Genomic DNA, 15,403 nt, shown 5'->3' with positions numbered 1-15,403 from the left:
GGTCTCGAATCAATTAACCGTTAATACGGCCAGCAAAAGGTGAAGATGGATCGGCGGATTGACGACGCGCCATGCGGCCGGCTAAAAACGCGTCGCGGCCGGCTTCCACGGCTAGTTTCATGGCGTTGGCCATGCGCAGCGGGTCGCGAGCATGGGCAATGGCACTGTTCAACAGTACGCCGTCACAGCCGAGCTCCATCGCCATGGCGGCATCCGACGCCGTGCCAATGCCCGCATCGACCAGCACCGGGACGTTGCTCTGCTCAACAATCAAGCGCACGTTGTGCGGGTTTTGAATGCCGTGGCCAGAGCCAATCAGTGAGCCCAGTGGCATGATGGCGCAGCAGCCCATGGCTTCCAGTTCGCGTGCCACAATGGGGTCATCGCTGGTGTAAACCATCACGTCGAAACCGTCGGCGAGCAGCGTTTCAGCGGCTTTCAGGGTCTCTACCACGTTGGGGTAGAGCGTGTGGTCATCGCCGAGCACTTCCAGTTTGACCAGATTGTGGCCATCAAGCAGCTCGCGGGCCAAACGGCAGGTGCGCACGGCATCTTTCGCGTTGTAGCAACCAGCGGTATTGGGCAGCAGGGTGTAGCGCTCGGGCGAGATAACATCTAGCAGATTGGGCGCCTCGGCGTCCTGGCCCAAGTTGGTGCGGCGTACGGCAAACGTCACGATCTCAGCACCGCTCTGGGCAATGGCGGCACCGGTTTCGGTAAAGTCTTTATACTTGCCTGTGCCGACCAGCAGGCGCGAGTGAAAGTCGCGTCCGGCGATAGTGAGCGGAGTATCGGTTAGTTGGGTCATAGTATTTCCTCTAGCCGCCGCCAATCGCGTGGACAACTTCCACATGGTCGCCATCGGCCAAGCGGGTATCGGCGTGTTGGCTGCGGGGGACGATCTCTTCGTTAATTTCGACGGCGATGCGACGGCCGCTCAGACCCAGTTGTTCAACTAGGTCGGCGGCGGTAAGGCCGGTCGAAAGCGTATGGGGTTCACCGTTTAGACGTATCTGGATAGACATAAAGGGTCGCGTCTCATTCGTCGTGGCAATGCGTTTTCTATTGTAGCGGTTTCGAGCCGCTCAAGGTACGCCGTAGGGCAATCCGCGCGCGAAAATGAAGCAGACAATTGAAGCAGGTAAGTGAAGTAGGAGAGTAACGTGCAACGAGCAGATAAAGGGTGGTGGTGTATAGCGGCGCTGTCGGGCGCAATGATGGTGATGCTGGGTGCCTATGCGGCGCACGGATTAGCGGCGCGTACTACCGAAGCAATGGTGAGCGCTGTGGAAACCGGTGTGCGCTACCAAGCGTGGCACACGCTTGCCATGATGATAGTGGTGGTGTGGCGCCGGGTACAACCATTGGCGGGCCAGCGCTGGGTGCTGGCGCTGTGGGCACTGGGGGTTGTGTGTTTTTCAGGCTCGCTCTACTTAATGGCCTTGGCTGGGCTAAGCCTCGGCATTGTGACGCCTATTGGCGGCGTTTTATTAATGGCCGGGTGGCTGGCGCTTGCGGTCGTCGCACTGATGGCCAAGCAGTAAGCACCTTTGTAGGCCAAATATTCGCGTGGCTATGCGCCGCGCTTCTTCCTTTTCATGAGCATCTCTATGTTTCATTTTGTCGTCGCCATACCCTGCCTGATTGTTATTCTTCGCTATTTAGTGCCACTCAAATGGCCGCTCTGGTTTAAAGGTCTCCTCAGCGTTGCGCTGTTACTGGTAGCTCAGCATCATTGGCTTACCTTGATGGCGTTTGGCTCCATGTTCTCTCCCGAGGTGCCAAGAGCCATCGTACTGATCGTCAATTGGATTTTCGGCACGATGCTGTTTCTAGCAGTGTTTCAGCTAGTGGTTGATGCGGTAGCGCTGATGCTGATGGCAGTAAAAAGAAGGCGTGTCGGCATCCCCTCTTCACTGCGTTACAGCATGGGAGCGTTGGCGTTAGGCGTGGCTGCTTTCGCCGTCAGCCAAGCGGCGCGGGTGCCGCTGGTGAAGGATATCGAGGTTACCATTCAAGGGTTGCCCTCTCAGTTTGAAGGCTACGAAATTGTGCAGTTAACCGATCTGCATATTAGCCGACTGTTTGAAGCCCCGTGGGTTGAAGCGGTGGTGTCGCAGGCCAATGCGCTGGAGCCAAATTTAATCGTCATCACCGGCGATTTGATCGATGGCGACCTTGATGTGCGTCGCGCAGATGTGGCGCCTTTACAAGCGCTTGCAGCGCCCGACGGCGTCTATACCATTCCGGGTAATCATGAGTACTATTTTGGTTACCCGCAGTGGATGGCGTATTACCAGTCGCTCGGCATGCAGGTATTGGCAAATCAACATGTTGTGATCGACAACGAGGGGGCGAACTTAGTCCTTGCGGGAGTGACGGATTTTACGGCCGCCAGGCATGCTTTTGCTGCGCCGAATGTCGAGGAGGCGATAGCAGGGGCACCGAGCGACTCGCCGATTATTATGCTGGATCATCAGCCCCGCAATGCGGTGGCTGCGGCTGCAGCCGGTGTAGATCTGCAGCTCTCCGGACATACTCATGGTGGGATGATACTAGGCTTCGATCGACTGGTTGCCAGCGCTAACAATGGTTTCGTTTCAGGCGTTTATAATATTCAAGACATGACGCTTTACGTCAATAACGGTACAGGCTTATGGCCAGGGTTTGCTTTACGCCTCGGCAAGCCCTCAGAGCTAACCCGCATTACGCTCCGCCAGGGGTAGCGTGGTTTGATGACGCTAAGTGAGCGGGCAAGTCGATATCCATCATCGTGCCCGCATCCTGCACGTGATACTCACGGTAGTACGCGGCGTTGTTGCGAATAATCTCTTTGGCCCCCGTATGGCCGCTTAGCGCTTCAAGCGCGGGCCAAAGCGTACGCCCAAATATAACCGGATGCCCCGGCTTACCTTCATGGCAGGGCCGCACGATGGTGTCGCGAGTGGCTTGCCGCTGTAACGACAGCAGCGTCTCCTGCTGAATCCAGGGCATATCGCCCAATAAAATCGCGACTGCTTCGACGCTCTTCAGGCGGGCGTCGTGGCTAAGCTCGGCCACCGCCTCGGCGATGCTTGCCCCTAACCCAAGATGTGCCTGATGAAGTCGCACCAGAGGCGTGCTTTCAGCAAGGCCTAGCAGGGTCGCATCATCCTCTTCACGGATTGCCACGCGCAGTATAGGAAAGGCTTGCTCGGCATTCGCGACAGAGGCTGCCAACAGCGAGCGTCCGTCGGTTAAGGTCGCGCAGCGCTTGTCATCCTCACCAAATCGGCGCGAGTAGCCAGCCGCCATCACCAGGGCGACGACATTGCTAGAGCTCATTGGTAGCTTTTCCGTATTGGACCCGGATGATATCCGCCATGATAGCGAGGGCAATTTCCGCCGGGGTCATGCTGCCTAGCGCTAGACCAATCGGCATATGCAATCGCTCGACTTGCTCTTCGGTCAGCCCTCCTGAGCGAATCAGCCGCTCGGCGCGCGCGTTAGAGGTGCGCTTTGAGCCCATCACGCCGATATAAAACGCAGGTGTGCGCACCGCTTCCATCATCGCCAGGTCATCTATACGTGGATCATGGGTGAGCGCCACAATGGCCGTGGCGCCGTGGCAGCCGTTGGCGGCAATGTACTGGGAAGGCAGTTGCGCTATGACTGTTACCCCTGGAACATCAAACGCCTGGCAGGCGGCTTCGTCGGGGTCGCAGACAATCACTTCAAACCCTAATGTAGCGGCAAACGAAGCGCAGGCGTTGGAAACGGGCGAAATGCCGGCAATGATCAACCGCCGTGCGGGCGCGAGTCGCATTTTTAGCCGGAGCGGCGCGCCCACTTCACTGGGCCAGACAACGCGCGGCCCCAGTGTGGCGTCCTCGGTAAAGTGGCGGGTGCCCGCGTGAATATCGACATGGCGCATCAACTGGCGGTGGCCTTCCAACGCCGCCTTCAGCGTGCCAAGGTGCTCCCTTATATCCGGCGTGGCAGGCAGGCGCTCCACCAGCACCTCAAGAATGCCGCCACAGGGCAGCGCGATATGCCCGCCCTGAGCGTCGTCTGCATCGCCGTAGCGAATAACGACTGCCGGCGTTTCAAACTGCCTCTCGGCCAGGCGCTTGATGAAGTCATCCTCCACACAGCCGCCGGAGAGCGACCCCAGGTGTCTGCCATCCCTGGTCACCGCCATCCAGGCGCCGGGGGCGCGGGGCGATGAGCCAAACGTGGCGAGCACGGTGCACAGCCAGACCGTTTCACCCTCCTGGGACCAGATCAGCGCTTGATCTATAACCTGCAAGTCCAAATGTTGCATTGCAAACGTTTCCAATAGTGAGCAAGCGGCATCCATTGCCTGTCTTGCGTGGATAGACGTGTCATAGCGTAGCGCACCTGACGCAGATAGAGGTTTTGTTTTACAAGGTTGGACACAGAGTTGGGCTGCCTGGCGTAATCGTGTCTATGCTAAAGGCTTTATGGCACTAAATAAGTGAAAGCAACGCGCAAGGAAGGCATAGAGCAATGAACCCCTCTAATAACGTCGAAAGACACCCCAAGACCGTGAACCCCGATAGCAGCACCTTTTCACTAACCGTCAATGGCGAACGGCATACGTTAACTCTGGATAACCGCACAACGCTGCTGGATGCCCTGCGTGAACATCTAAAGCTTACGGGCACCAAGAAAGGCTGTGACCACGGCCAGTGTGGCGCCTGCACGGTGTCTGTGAACGGCGAACGCATCAACGCCTGCTTGTCCCTTGCGGTCATGCATGAAGATGATGATATTTCGACCATCGAAGGGGCGGCTGAGGTCGATCATCTTGATCCCATGCAGCAAGCCTTTGTCGATCATGACGCTTTTCAGTGCGGCTACTGCACGCCGGGGCAAATCTGCTCGGCCAAGGCGGTGCTTGAAGAGATTCAAGCGGGGCTGCCAAGCCATGTTACCAAAGATTTGAATGCGCCTATTGAGATCAGCGATGCGGAAATTCGCGAGCGGATGTCAGGCAATCTTTGCCGCTGCGGCGCCTACGCCAACATTCTCAAGGCCATCAACCAGGTTGCGGAGGCGCGCTCATGAAAGCCTTTTCCTATGAACGCGTCAGCGACCCGGCCCAGGCGGCAGCCCGTGCGGCGGAAGTGCCGGGCGCCAAGTTTATCGCGGGCGGTACTAACCTGCTGGATTTGATGAAGCATGAGATCGAAATTCCCAAGCACCTGATCGACTTAGGGGGCACGGGTCTTGACGATATTACACCGACGGATGAGGGCGGGCTGCGCATTGGCGCGCTGGTTAGCAACGCCGCGCTCTCGGCGGATACCCGGATTCGTAAGGACTACGCGGTATTGAGTCGGGCGCTGGTGTCGGGTGCCTCCGGCCAGCTGCGTAACAAGGCGACCACCGGCGGCAACCTGCTTCAGCGCACGCGCTGTGGCTACTTTTATGACACTGGCATGCCCTGCAACAAGCGCTCGCCTGGGGCGGGCTGCGCAGCGTTGAGCGAAGGCGCCACCACGCGTCAGTTGGGCATTATCGGCACGTCCGATGCGTGTATTGCCACGCACCCCTCTGATATGGCCGTTGCCCTGCGCGTGTTGGATGCCGAAGTGGAAACAGTGACGTCAACCGGTGAAACACGCCGCCTGACGCTGGATGAGTTCTATCAACTGCCTGGCGATACGCCGGAGGTGGAGACAGCGCTGCAAGCAGGCGAGATGATCACCGCCGTGCTGCTGCCGCCCCCTGTCGAAGGCCGCCACGCCTACTATAAAGTGCGCGACCGGGCCTCTTACGCCTTTGCGCTGGTGTCCGTTGCGCTAATTCAAGCCCCCGATGGAACGGGGCGCGTTGCCCTGGGCGGTGTGGCACCCAAGCCCTGGCGCCGTGATGACGCCGACGCGGCGTTACCGCAGGGCGCATCCGCTGTCATGGCCCGCTTACTGGACGGGGCCCGCCCAACGCAAGAGAACGCCTACAAGCTTACCCTAGCAGAACGAACGCTCGCCGCGCTGCTGGCTCAGGAGTGACCCATGGATTTTAATCAATCAACGGAAGATAACCTTTTCGATCATGCTCGCGTTATCGGCAAGCCCCACGCGCGGATCGACGGTCTGCTCAAGGTAACCGGCCGCGCGCCCTACGCCTACGAGCGGCATGACGTGGCAGCCAACCAGCTGGTGGGTTACCCCGTGTGCGCAACGATTGCCCGAGGCAAAATCACTCATATGGACGCCTCGGCTGCCCGCGCTGCCCCCGGCGTGGCGGCCGTTATTACCACACTGGAGCTTGAGCCGCTGGCGCGTGCCGACAGCAACGTGGCCCACCTGTTCGGCGGCGCCACCGTTGAGCACTACCACCAGGCCATCGCGGTGGTGGTCGCCGATACCTTGGAGCAGGCGCGTGGTGCGGCGTCATTGATCGAGGTGCGCTACGAAGAGGCGAAGGGCGTGTTTGATCTTGAAGATGCCTGGACGCGCCTTCAGAGCACCGGCGAGCCGGTGGCAAACGTCGGCGATGTGGATGCGGCGTTTGATGCCGCGCCGGTCACGTTGGATGAAACCTATCGTACCGCCTCGCAAAGCCACGCCATGATGGAGCCCCACGCTTCTATCGTGGACTGGTCGGATGGCGGTCAGATGACGGTATGGACATCGAATCAGATGATCGAGTGGACGCGCCAGGCGCTCGCCACCACCTTTGATATTGATGCTGAAAGAATCCGCCTGGAAAGCCCTTACGTGGGCGGCGGCTTTGGCGGCAAGCTGTGGCTACGCGCCGATGCGGTGCTGGCGGCGCTTGGCTCGCGCGAGACCGGGCGGCCAGTCAAAGTCGCCTTGCCGCGCCCGATGATCTTCAACAACGCCACGCATCGGTCCGGCACCATTCAGCGTCTGCGCATCGCGGCCGGATCAGATGGCAAGATTACCGCTTTCGACCATGCTGCCATTTCCCATACGCTGCCCGGCGGCAGCGGTGAAGACGCGATCAACCAGACCCGCTGCTTCTACGCGGGCGAAAATCGTCGCGTGGCGCACCATCCTATCGATATGGGCCTACCCGAATCGGCGGATATGCGTGCCCCTGGCGAAGCCTCGGGGCTGGCGGTGCTGGAGATCGCCATGGACGAGATGGCGGAGAAGCTCGGCATGGACCCCGTGGCGTTCAGGATTCTCAACGACACCCAGGTCAATCCCGAGGAGCCATCGAAACCCTTCAGCGATCGCCACTTTGTGGAGTGCCTGCGTAAGGGCGCCGATACCTTCGGCTGGGCTGAGCGTAACCTTCAACCGGGCGGTCGGCGCGAAGGCCAGTGGCTGATTGGCCACGGCATGGCTGGTGCCTATCGCGGCGCGCCCACCATGACTTCGGGCGCGCGGGTACGCTTGCAGAACGGTCGCTTGATTGTGGAAACCGATATGACCGATATCGGTACCGGCTCCTACACCATCCTGTCCCAAACCGCGGCAGAAACCATGGGCATGGAGATGCAGGACGTAGAAGTGCGCCTTGGCAATAGCGCCTATCCAACCTCCTCCGGCTCAGGCGGGCAGTTTGGTGCGACTAGCGCCACCGCTGGCGTATATGCTGCCTGTGTGGCGCTTCAGGAGCAGATCGCCAAGCGCCTAAACGTTGACGAGGCGCGCTTTGAAAAGGGCCGCGTGGTCGCCGGACAGACAGATCTGGCGCTGGCCGACATAGCCGATGGCGAAGAGATAGTGGCTGAGGATTCGATCAACTTTGGCGACTTCAAGGATGAGCTGGAGATCGGCACCTTCGGTGCGCACTTTGTCGAGGTGGCCGTGAATGCCTACACCGGGGAAACTCGCGTGCGGCGTATGCTGGCCGTGTGCGATGCAGGGCGCATCCTCAATCCCATCACGGCGCGCAGCCAGGTAATTGGCGGCATGACCATGGGCGTAGGCGCTGCCTTGACCGAGGGCATGAGCGTGGATACCGGGCGCGGCTTCTTCGTCAATCACGACCTGGCAGGCTACGAAGTGGCGGTACATGCGGATATTCCCGAGCAGGAGGTCATCTTTTTAGATACCACCGATGCTGCTTCATCGCCTCTAAAAGCAAAAGGAGTGGGTGAGCTGGGTATTTGCGGCGTAGCGGCTGCGATTGGCAACGCGATCTACAATGCCACCGGTGTCCGGATCCGTGAGTACCCGATGACGCTGGATCGCATGATCGATCAACTCCCTAGCACTGAGCGTTGAGCTAGCTTGACCTTGGGGCGACACATAGGTTGTAAGCTTTCAATTGGATGTTGCGTCGCTTACCAACGTTTCTTTATTCGCTCTTAATCAGGAGGGTATTTATGAGCCGCTTAACCACCTCAATATTCCTATCTAGCGCTCTAGTTCTCGGGGCGACCTCGGCGCATGCGGCACTGCCTGACGAGGCCACACTCTACAAAAATCCTGAGTGCGGCTGCTGTGACGGTTACGCACGTCATCTTGAAGAGCTCGGCGTAGAAGTGACGATTATTGATGACGTGGAGTTGGGTGATATCAAGCAACAGGCGGGCGTGCCTTATGGCTTGGGATCGTGCCATACCATCGAGATGGGCGAGTATTGGATTGAAGGGCATGTGCCGATGGAAGCGGTTACAAAGCTGTTTGAAGAGCAGCCTGACGTCGATGGTATTGGTTTGGCCGGTATGCCCATTGGTACGCCGGGTATGCCTGGTCCTCAGGACGAGCCCTATAACGTCTACGCGTTTAGCGACCAGCAGGATGAGCCGTTCATGACACTGGCGCCTTGAAGAACGGCCGCTTAAGACTTTTCAGGTAGCGCATAGCTGGCGGTGACATGCACCACGGGGCGTACGTCATCGCTGGCTGAGTAGATTTGTACTTCGCCTACGGCCAGGCGGCGGCCGAGTTTGATTAGCTTGGCGTGGGCGATAATGTCGTGATCACCGGAAGCCGCGCGGAGGAAGTGGCAGTTTAAGTCGCTGGTCACGGCCATCGCCTCTGGGCCGATTTGCGCCAAGATAGCGATGTACATAGCGACATCTGCAAACCCCATCATCGTGGGCCCGGAAACCCGCGGGCCAGGGCGTAGATGTTCGTGGCCAATCTTTAGGCGCATGGTGGCGCTCATCTCACCCACGCATTCAATTTTCCCCATCCGCTGGGGGAATACCTCATCCAAGAAATGCTCAATTTGCTCGGCAGTCATCACGGTCATTGTTGTTATCCTTTATATAAAAAAGCCCCGAGGCATGCGCCTCGAGGCTGATTACACCATAAAATGCGTTTACTTCGCCTTATGCACCTGACGCCACTCGTGGAGTAGCGGCTCGGTGTAGCCGGAAGGCTGTACGCGACCTTTGAAGATCAGGTCAGAGGCGGCTTTGAAAGCGGTAGAGCCTTCGAAGTCGGCGCTCATGGCCGTATAAGTTGGGTCGCCTGCGTTCTGCTCATCGACCACTTTCGCCATGCGCTTGAGGGTCTCTTCCACGCGTGGTGCATCGACAATGCCGTGGTGCAGCCAGTTAGCGATGTGCTGGCTGGAGATGCGTAGCGTTGCGCGATCTTCCATCAGGCCAACGTTGTGGATGTCCGGTACTTTCGAACAGCCCACGCCGTGCTCTACCCAGCGTACGACGTAGCCCAGAATACCCTGGCAGTTGTTATCCAGCTCCTGCTGCTTCTCTTCATCCGACCAGTTAGCATTTTCAGCAACCGGCACAGTGAGTAGATCATCCAGGTAGTCGGGCTCGCCCAGGGCTTCCAGCTCGCGCTGAACGTCGGTGACGTTAACTTGGTGATAGTGCAGCGCGTGCAGCGCGGCAGCCGTGGGAGAAGGTACCCAGGCGGTGTTGGCGCCCGCTTTCGGGTGGCCGATTTTCTGCTCCAGCATGTTGTGCATCAGGTCCGGCATGGCCCACATGCCTTTACCGATTTGCGCACGACCGCGTAGGCCACAGGCAAGACCGACTTGCACGTTGCTCTTCTCGTAGGCCGCTATCCATTTGGCGCCTTTCATATCGCCCTTGCGTACCATGGGGCCTGCTTCCATGGCGGTATGCATTTCGTCGCCGGTGCGGTCCAGGAAGCCGGTATTGATGAACGCGACGCGGGAAGCGGCTTCGGCAATACAAGCTTTGAGGTTGACGGTAGTACGGCGTTCCTCGTCCATGATGCCCATTTTCAGGGTGTCACGATCCATGCCCAGAAGGTCTTCAACGCGGCCAAACAGTTCATTGGCAAAGGCGACTTCTTTAGGGCCGTGCATCTTCGGCTTCACGATATAAACAGAGCCGGTGCGTGAGTTACGCGGCTGGCTATCATCCTTTTTCAGGTCGTGCAGCGCGAGTAGCGAGGTCACCACGGCATCCAGGATACCTTCCGGCAGCTCGTTGCCATTTTCATCCAGAATCGCTGGTGTGGTCATCAAGTGACCCACATTACGCACGAACATCAGCGAACGACCGGGTAGCGTTACACTGCCGCCATCGCTGGTTTGCCAGGTGCGGTCGGCGTTCAGCTTACGCGTAAACGTCTTGTCACCTTTCTCGATCTTCTCTTCCAGGTCGCCCTTCATCAGGCCGAGCCAGTTGCTGTAAACGCCGACTTTGTCTTCTGAATCCACCGCAGCAACGGAGTCTTCACAATCCATGATCGTGGTCAGGGCAGCTTCGACGACAACATCCTTCACGCCAGCCGGGTCAGTTTTGCCGATGGAATCGCTGGCGTCGATCTGGATTTCCAGATGCAGACCATTGTTACCCAGCAGAATCGCGTCGGGTTTGGCTGCTTCGCCAGTGAAACCGATCAGCTTGCCGGAGTCCTTCAAGCCTGTTTCACGGCCACCTTCCAGGGTGACGACCAAATGCTCATCACGGATAGCGTATTTCACCGCGTCACGGTGTGAACCAGTGGCCAACGGTGCCGCGCGATCCAGCACGCCGCGGGCGTAGGCAATCACCTTGGCGCCGCGTTTCGGGTTGAAACTGGTGCCTTTCTCGGCGCCGTCGTCTTCTGAAATCGCGTCGGTGCCGTACAGAGCATCATAAAGGCTGCCCCAGCGTGCATTGGCAGCGTTCAGCGCATAGCGCGCATTGCTTACCGGCACTACCAGCTGCGGGCCTGCTTGAACAGCTACTTCACGATCAACATTCGTCGTTGTCGCTTTGACGTTAGCGGGGGCTTCCACCAAGTAGCCGGTCTCTTTCAGGAAGCTGCGGTACGCAGGCATATCGGTAACCGGGCCGGGGTTTTCCCGGTGCCACACGTCAAGCTTCTCTTGTAGCGTGTCGCGCTCTTCCAGCAATTGACGGTTTTTAGGGGTCAAATCGTGAAACAGAGCATCCACACCGGCCCAAAAGGCATTTTCGTCAACGCCTGTTCCCGGTAGCGCCTGCTCATTAATAAAACGATCTAAATCGGCTGCCACCTGTAAACGGTGGCGCGTGATACGCTCACTCATGGGGTATCTCCTGTGAGGATGCCCGTGGGCACTCTGTTCTTTAGAACATGGTTTGCCACAGGCAGAGTAAAATTTATTTATGGAAAATAATTCCACATTTGCTCGGGCATGTAAACAGCGTAGACCCTAAAGCGGTAAAATGCGCGACCAAATGACTAGCAATTAGAGGTTGATAGCGCGACTCGCCTGCCGCGTCTAGGCCAACGTAAAAGGGCGATATGGAGAAACAACGATGCGTGATTTCCAACATCTGGAAGGCTTGTTTCGCCATGCCTCGGGCGAGACCGCCCTTAGCCGTCTGCTGCCAGGGGAAATATTGACCGACGCCATGCAGGGCTACTTTCAGCACTATGGTCTGGAAGTCCTGCTATTGGATACCAGTGAAGTACACGCAGGCTTTATTGATACTGGACGCTTTGCGCTGTGGTGCCAAGTGTGGAGCCCGCCGCAGCCGGTGGGCACCGCTTTCGTGGTGCACGGTTATTTTGACCATATGGGCCTGTATCGCCATCTGCTCAAGCGTTTGCTGGCCAAGGGCTGGCGGGTGGTGCTGTGGGACCTTCCGGGCCATGGCCTTTCCAGTGGTGCGCGCGCGGAAATAGAGGATTTCGATGACTACCAGCACTGCCTGACCCACCTGCAGACCATCCTCAAGAGCCAGGGAATGGCGCCTGCCCCGTGGCTGGGGGTGGGGCAGAGCACCGGCGGGGCTATTCTAGCTACCGATGCGCTCACCCGCCGAGAGGATTCGGGTTGGTCAGGCTTGGTGCTGCTGGCGCCGCTGGTGCGGCCTTGGGGATGGAGCCAAACAAGCTGGCTGCACTTGATTGCCAGCCCCTTTGTAAAAGAGCTGCCGCGTAAATATCGGCCCAACTCTACCGACGAACAGTTCACCGAATTTCTACGCGAGGGTGACCCGCTGCAGCCCGAGCGCTTGAGCGTTGCCTGGGTAAGCGCCATGCGCCGCTGGATGCCCCGGTTGCTAGCGCAGCAGCCAAGCCAGTTACCTACGTTGATTTTGCAGGGCGAGCAGGATGTGACCGTTGATTGGGAGTGGAATTTAGCGATTCTGGCGAAGAAGTTTCCCAATGCCGAAATTCATCGCCACCCGGAAGCGCGCCATCATCTGGTAAATGAAGCTGATCCCATCCGGGAGGTGCTGTTTGAAGCGCTGGATGGGTTTGTAGACCAGCTTAGCGAGAATAAGGTCTAGTGCCGCTTTTTGCTACGCTCCCTTCAGCATCCGATCCAACTGCCGGTAGCCAATCGCTTCAATAAAGTGCGGTTGGGTGGGTTTGGGCGCGCCCTGCAGGTCGGCTAGGGTCAGTGCTACGCGCAGTACGCGGTGGTAGGCACGGGCGGAGAGCTTGAGCTTTTCGAGCACACCCGCCAGCCAGGCGCGCTCTTTATCGTTAAGTGCGCAGGCGGCTTCCAGCGCTTTACCGCTTAACTGGCTGTTTAGCGCGCCGCGGGCCATTTGACGTTCTCGGGCGGCCATCACCCGCTCACGCACGGCTGCCGATGATTCGCCTTGGGTTTGCGCGGTGAGCTGCTCGGGCGGCAGCGCGGGGACTTCCACTTGGAGGTCGATGCGGTCCAGCAGCGGCCCGGAAAGCCGCGCTTGATAACGCTGAATTTGGCTGGCGGTACACTGGCAGCGTTGGCGTGGATCGCCCAAGTGGCCGCAGGGGCATGGATTCATTGCGGCTACCAATTGAAACCGAGCTGGATACCGACGTTCATGACTGGCGCGGGCTAAATGGATCTCTCCAGTTTCGAAGGGCTGGTCTGTTTACCAAACAAAATAAGAAAAACGACAATACACTATGCGAAGGTGTATGAGTACCTACGACATACCAGCTAGAAGCTAAAAAAACCGCATTTTTGGACGTTTACCCCCAGTACCCTAGGCCAACGTAGCCATAGGCACTCAAAAAGCCTTATAAAGGCTTACAGAAAGTAAACTGATATTTTTGAAATAAATGCTTGACAGGAATTATATAATATGGTTATTTCGTCGCCGTTTTGCTCAGATTTAGCAATTTCTCATATTGGCGGACTTATGAAACCACTGATGCAGGTAAAGGAAATGAGAATCGTTCTTTAAAAATATGCACACCCATTTTAATTCGTAAAAGCCAGAAGGCTTACGCAAAAGAAACTAATACCTCCTTTCTCAATAGCCCCAACCGAAGGGCGGGAGTAATTAAAAACAATAAAATAAGGGAGCGAAGCGAGCTTTAAGGGTTGTTTTCAACATCAGAAAATACGTTTCCTTTTAAAGATATAAGAAAAGGAAAAAAAATTGCTATGTCATTTATTTAGTTCTTTTGCTTAAAATATGGAAAATGAGTTGGGGCAAATATATCACCAACTGGGGTAAATATATCTCTGTTTTCTAATAAAATCAATAACTTACAGATACGCTAAAATATTTATTAACCTTGGGTTCAGCGCATCCCTAATTGGTATAAATATATCCCCAATAGCCATTCAGATAAAAAAATATAAGGGCTTTAGTGAGTTTTTTAACTGTTAAACTGGTTAAGGGGAAAGTTAAAGGAACATAACAAATAGATAAACTATAAATATTATGGTATCCTAATAAAAAATAAAGCACCTGTGGCGCAGGTGCTCTTATCAGAATAATAAAACAGATTAGGAAACTTCATTAACGGAGTATAATATAACATGAAAAAGAATAATGCACAACAAGATAATAATAAAAAACCAAAAAGTGATAATGGTTTTTATCAATTTTGCATATCAAATCTTGCAGAAAAAGACAGCTTTGGAGGTGGTATGGAAAGCTATGAAGTTCCAATAAGAAAGAGAATTAAAGAGTTAGAAAGTTCGCTCAAACTTATTGATGTCAAAAAAATCGACAAAGTTAAAGAGCAGATAAAAAAACTTAAAGAAATGCTTCTTAACTCTGTTGATATGAAGATATATTTTTACCTTCGTCAGCGAATGGGGTATGGCAATCTAGTTAGATTAAATGAAAGCCAAACCACCATAGCAGATAAGTTGATATTGCCGTCTGCTAGTGTGAAAAGGTCATTTAGGAAGTTAAAAAAGATAGGTGTCATCAGCTATCATATTGAAAACAAAAGAATGGTGAATGTGAGAATTTCGCCATTTTTAGAGTGGCGCGGTGATGGGGAAACCCACAACAACGTTATTCATGAACTCGTGGAAAGCTTTAAATCTCCGCCGTTTGCGAAGTCGAAAGATTACCAAGAGGCAATGAAAGATATAGCTTAAAAAAAAGGAGAAACTATGGAAAAAACATATTCAACAGTAGAGAAATTACAAGTTTTAAGAAAGATAATAGCATACGAATTAAGCAAAGATGAAAAAGGTTTTTTTGTATACTTAACTACTTATAGTCGTTTTAAACCTATAGCAGAAATACACCTGTACAAAGACATTGAAAAACCATTGGATATTCTAAACGAACATATCGACAATGACGGTATCGACGAAAGAGATGTAAAAGCTTATTTTAGAGAGCATTTCGAGAATCAACTTTCCTATCTTAAAGATAAGGAAACATTAAAAGTAATAAAATAATCAGTAAAATACAAGGCCAGCAACTAACTGGCCTATATATTTGCTACCAATCCTCAAGCTGTTCCGCTATCTGCTCTTTTGCATACATTTTTATTTCTAAAAAATACATTTCGTCTCTGGTGGTAGGCTCCTGAACGGGGTCAAAATCCGCATCCTCGGCCTTTCTAAGCACTTCAAGGGCTTCCATCGCCCATTCATCTAAACCAGAACTTTCAAGGGCTTCTGGCGCTTCTTTGAACGCCTGAACGTCGCAGGGTAGGGTATGCTCGCCCGTTAGCTCGTCTTTGATGTAAACGGCTTGTGGCTCGATGTGGATGACTCGAAGGGATAGCCGTTCGATGTTCTTGATGATGTCTTTCATGTTGGTTCTCGCGGTGCGTGTGTGCCTTTTCTACCGAAG

Annotated in this window: 16 protein-coding genes and 1 pseudogene; 9 read left to right on the top strand and 8 right to left on the bottom strand. The window is 55.3% G+C overall.

Going from position 1 to position 15,403, the window contains the following annotated elements; genetic code table 11:
- Positions 1–13 precede the first annotated feature (13 nt).
- Both Q3Y66_RS18900 and thiS read right to left on the bottom strand, forming a co-directional pair.
- Positions 14–808 (bottom strand): thiazole synthase, encoded by a 795-nt coding sequence (locus tag Q3Y66_RS18900; protein ID WP_008956535.1) that lies wholly within the window; start codon positions 806–808, stop codon positions 14–16.
- Between the two features lie 10 nt (positions 809–818).
- Complete coding sequence (gene thiS / locus Q3Y66_RS18895) at positions 819–1,025, bottom strand: sulfur carrier protein ThiS (RefSeq protein ID WP_008956536.1); 207 nt, start codon at positions 1,023–1,025, stop codon at positions 819–821.
- A 138-nt stretch (positions 1,026–1,163) separates the two neighbouring features.
- Here thiS and Q3Y66_RS18890 point away from each other — a divergent pair, with 138 nt between their 5' ends.
- Together Q3Y66_RS18890 and Q3Y66_RS18885 are read left to right on the top strand one after the other, a co-directional pair.
- Positions 1,164–1,544, top strand: coding sequence for a DUF423 domain-containing protein (locus Q3Y66_RS18890; RefSeq protein WP_008956537.1), 381 nt, complete (start codon positions 1,164–1,166; stop codon positions 1,542–1,544).
- Between the two features lie 66 nt (positions 1,545–1,610).
- The gene (locus Q3Y66_RS18885; protein ID WP_008956538.1) at positions 1,611–2,726 is read left to right on the top strand and encodes a metallophosphoesterase; all 1,116 of its coding nucleotides are present in this window, start codon (positions 1,611–1,613) and stop codon (positions 2,724–2,726) included.
- On the opposite strand, the gene Q3Y66_RS18880 is transcribed toward Q3Y66_RS18885, so the two are convergent.
- Together Q3Y66_RS18880 and Q3Y66_RS18875 are read right to left on the bottom strand one after the other, a co-directional pair.
- Complete coding sequence (locus tag Q3Y66_RS18880) at positions 2,707–3,324, bottom strand: NTP transferase domain-containing protein (RefSeq protein WP_008956539.1); 618 nt, start codon at positions 3,322–3,324, stop codon at positions 2,707–2,709. The two genes, Q3Y66_RS18885 and Q3Y66_RS18880, sit on opposite strands and share 20 nt — an antisense overlap.
- Positions 3,314–4,303 (bottom strand): XdhC family protein, encoded by a 990-nt coding sequence (locus tag Q3Y66_RS18875; RefSeq protein WP_035586212.1) that lies wholly within the window; start codon positions 4,301–4,303, stop codon positions 3,314–3,316. Before Q3Y66_RS18875 ends, Q3Y66_RS18880 begins: the two co-directional genes overlap by 11 nt.
- A 206-nt stretch (positions 4,304–4,509) precedes the next feature.
- On the opposite strand from Q3Y66_RS18875, the gene Q3Y66_RS18870 reads away from it, so the two are divergent.
- The 4 genes from Q3Y66_RS18870 to Q3Y66_RS18855 all read left to right on the top strand — a co-directional run bounded on the left by Q3Y66_RS18870 (position 4,510) and on the right by Q3Y66_RS18855 (position 8,758).
- Positions 4,510–5,070: a 2Fe-2S iron-sulfur cluster-binding protein gene (locus tag Q3Y66_RS18870; protein ID WP_008956541.1), complete on the top strand. Its 561-nt coding sequence runs from the start codon at positions 4,510–4,512 to the stop codon at positions 5,068–5,070.
- The gene (locus Q3Y66_RS18865; RefSeq protein WP_008956542.1) at positions 5,067–6,017 is read left to right on the top strand and encodes a xanthine dehydrogenase family protein subunit M; all 951 of its coding nucleotides are present in this window, start codon (positions 5,067–5,069) and stop codon (positions 6,015–6,017) included. The genes Q3Y66_RS18870 and Q3Y66_RS18865 overlap by 4 nt, the downstream gene beginning before the upstream one ends.
- A 3-nt stretch (positions 6,018–6,020) precedes the next feature.
- On the top strand, positions 6,021–8,210 hold the full coding sequence (gene paoC, locus Q3Y66_RS18860; protein ID WP_008956543.1) for an aldehyde oxidoreductase molybdenum-binding subunit PaoC: 2,190 nt from the start codon (positions 6,021–6,023) through the stop codon (positions 8,208–8,210).
- Positions 8,211–8,311: 101 nt separating this feature from the next.
- A complete protein-coding gene (locus Q3Y66_RS18855) occupies positions 8,312–8,758 on the top strand; it encodes a DUF411 domain-containing protein (RefSeq protein WP_008956544.1) in 447 nt (148 codons plus the stop codon).
- Between the two features lie 11 nt (positions 8,759–8,769).
- On the opposite strand, the gene Q3Y66_RS18850 is transcribed toward Q3Y66_RS18855, so the two are convergent.
- Positions 8,770–9,186: a PaaI family thioesterase gene (locus Q3Y66_RS18850; protein ID WP_008956545.1), complete on the bottom strand. Its 417-nt coding sequence runs from the start codon at positions 9,184–9,186 to the stop codon at positions 8,770–8,772.
- Between the two features lie 69 nt (positions 9,187–9,255).
- Positions 9,256–11,430 (bottom strand): malate synthase G, encoded by a 2,175-nt coding sequence (locus tag Q3Y66_RS18845; protein WP_008956546.1) that lies wholly within the window; start codon positions 11,428–11,430, stop codon positions 9,256–9,258.
- Between the two features lie 232 nt (positions 11,431–11,662).
- Here Q3Y66_RS18845 and Q3Y66_RS18840 point away from each other — a divergent pair, with 232 nt between their 5' ends.
- On the top strand, positions 11,663–12,643 hold the full coding sequence (locus Q3Y66_RS18840) for an alpha/beta hydrolase (RefSeq protein WP_008956547.1): 981 nt from the start codon (positions 11,663–11,665) through the stop codon (positions 12,641–12,643).
- A 12-nt stretch (positions 12,644–12,655) separates the two neighbouring features.
- On the opposite strand, the pseudogene Q3Y66_RS18835 reads toward Q3Y66_RS18840, so the two are convergent.
- Positions 12,656–13,216: pseudogene (locus tag Q3Y66_RS18835) on the bottom strand (ATP-binding protein); the annotation flags it as partial.
- A 905-nt stretch (positions 13,217–14,121) separates the two neighbouring features.
- Here Q3Y66_RS18835 and Q3Y66_RS18830 point away from each other — a divergent pair.
- Positions 14,122–14,694 (top strand): hypothetical protein, encoded by a 573-nt coding sequence (locus tag Q3Y66_RS18830; RefSeq protein ID WP_008956549.1) that lies wholly within the window; start codon positions 14,122–14,124, stop codon positions 14,692–14,694.
- A gap of 15 nt (positions 14,695–14,709) precedes the next feature.
- On the top strand, positions 14,710–15,003 hold the full coding sequence (locus Q3Y66_RS18825) for a hypothetical protein (RefSeq protein WP_008956550.1): 294 nt from the start codon (positions 14,710–14,712) through the stop codon (positions 15,001–15,003).
- A gap of 43 nt (positions 15,004–15,046) precedes the next feature.
- Here Q3Y66_RS18825 and Q3Y66_RS18820 read toward each other — a convergent pair whose 3' ends face one another.
- Positions 15,047–15,364, bottom strand: coding sequence for a hypothetical protein (locus Q3Y66_RS18820; protein WP_008956551.1), 318 nt, complete (start codon positions 15,362–15,364; stop codon positions 15,047–15,049).
- Positions 15,365–15,403 lie beyond the last annotated feature (39 nt).

It is taken from the genome of Halomonas sp. HAL1, from assembly GCF_030544485.1.
GTDB lineage: Bacteria > Pseudomonadota > Gammaproteobacteria > Pseudomonadales > Halomonadaceae > Vreelandella > Vreelandella arctica.
This window is presented reverse-complemented; position numbering and strand designations above follow the sequence as displayed.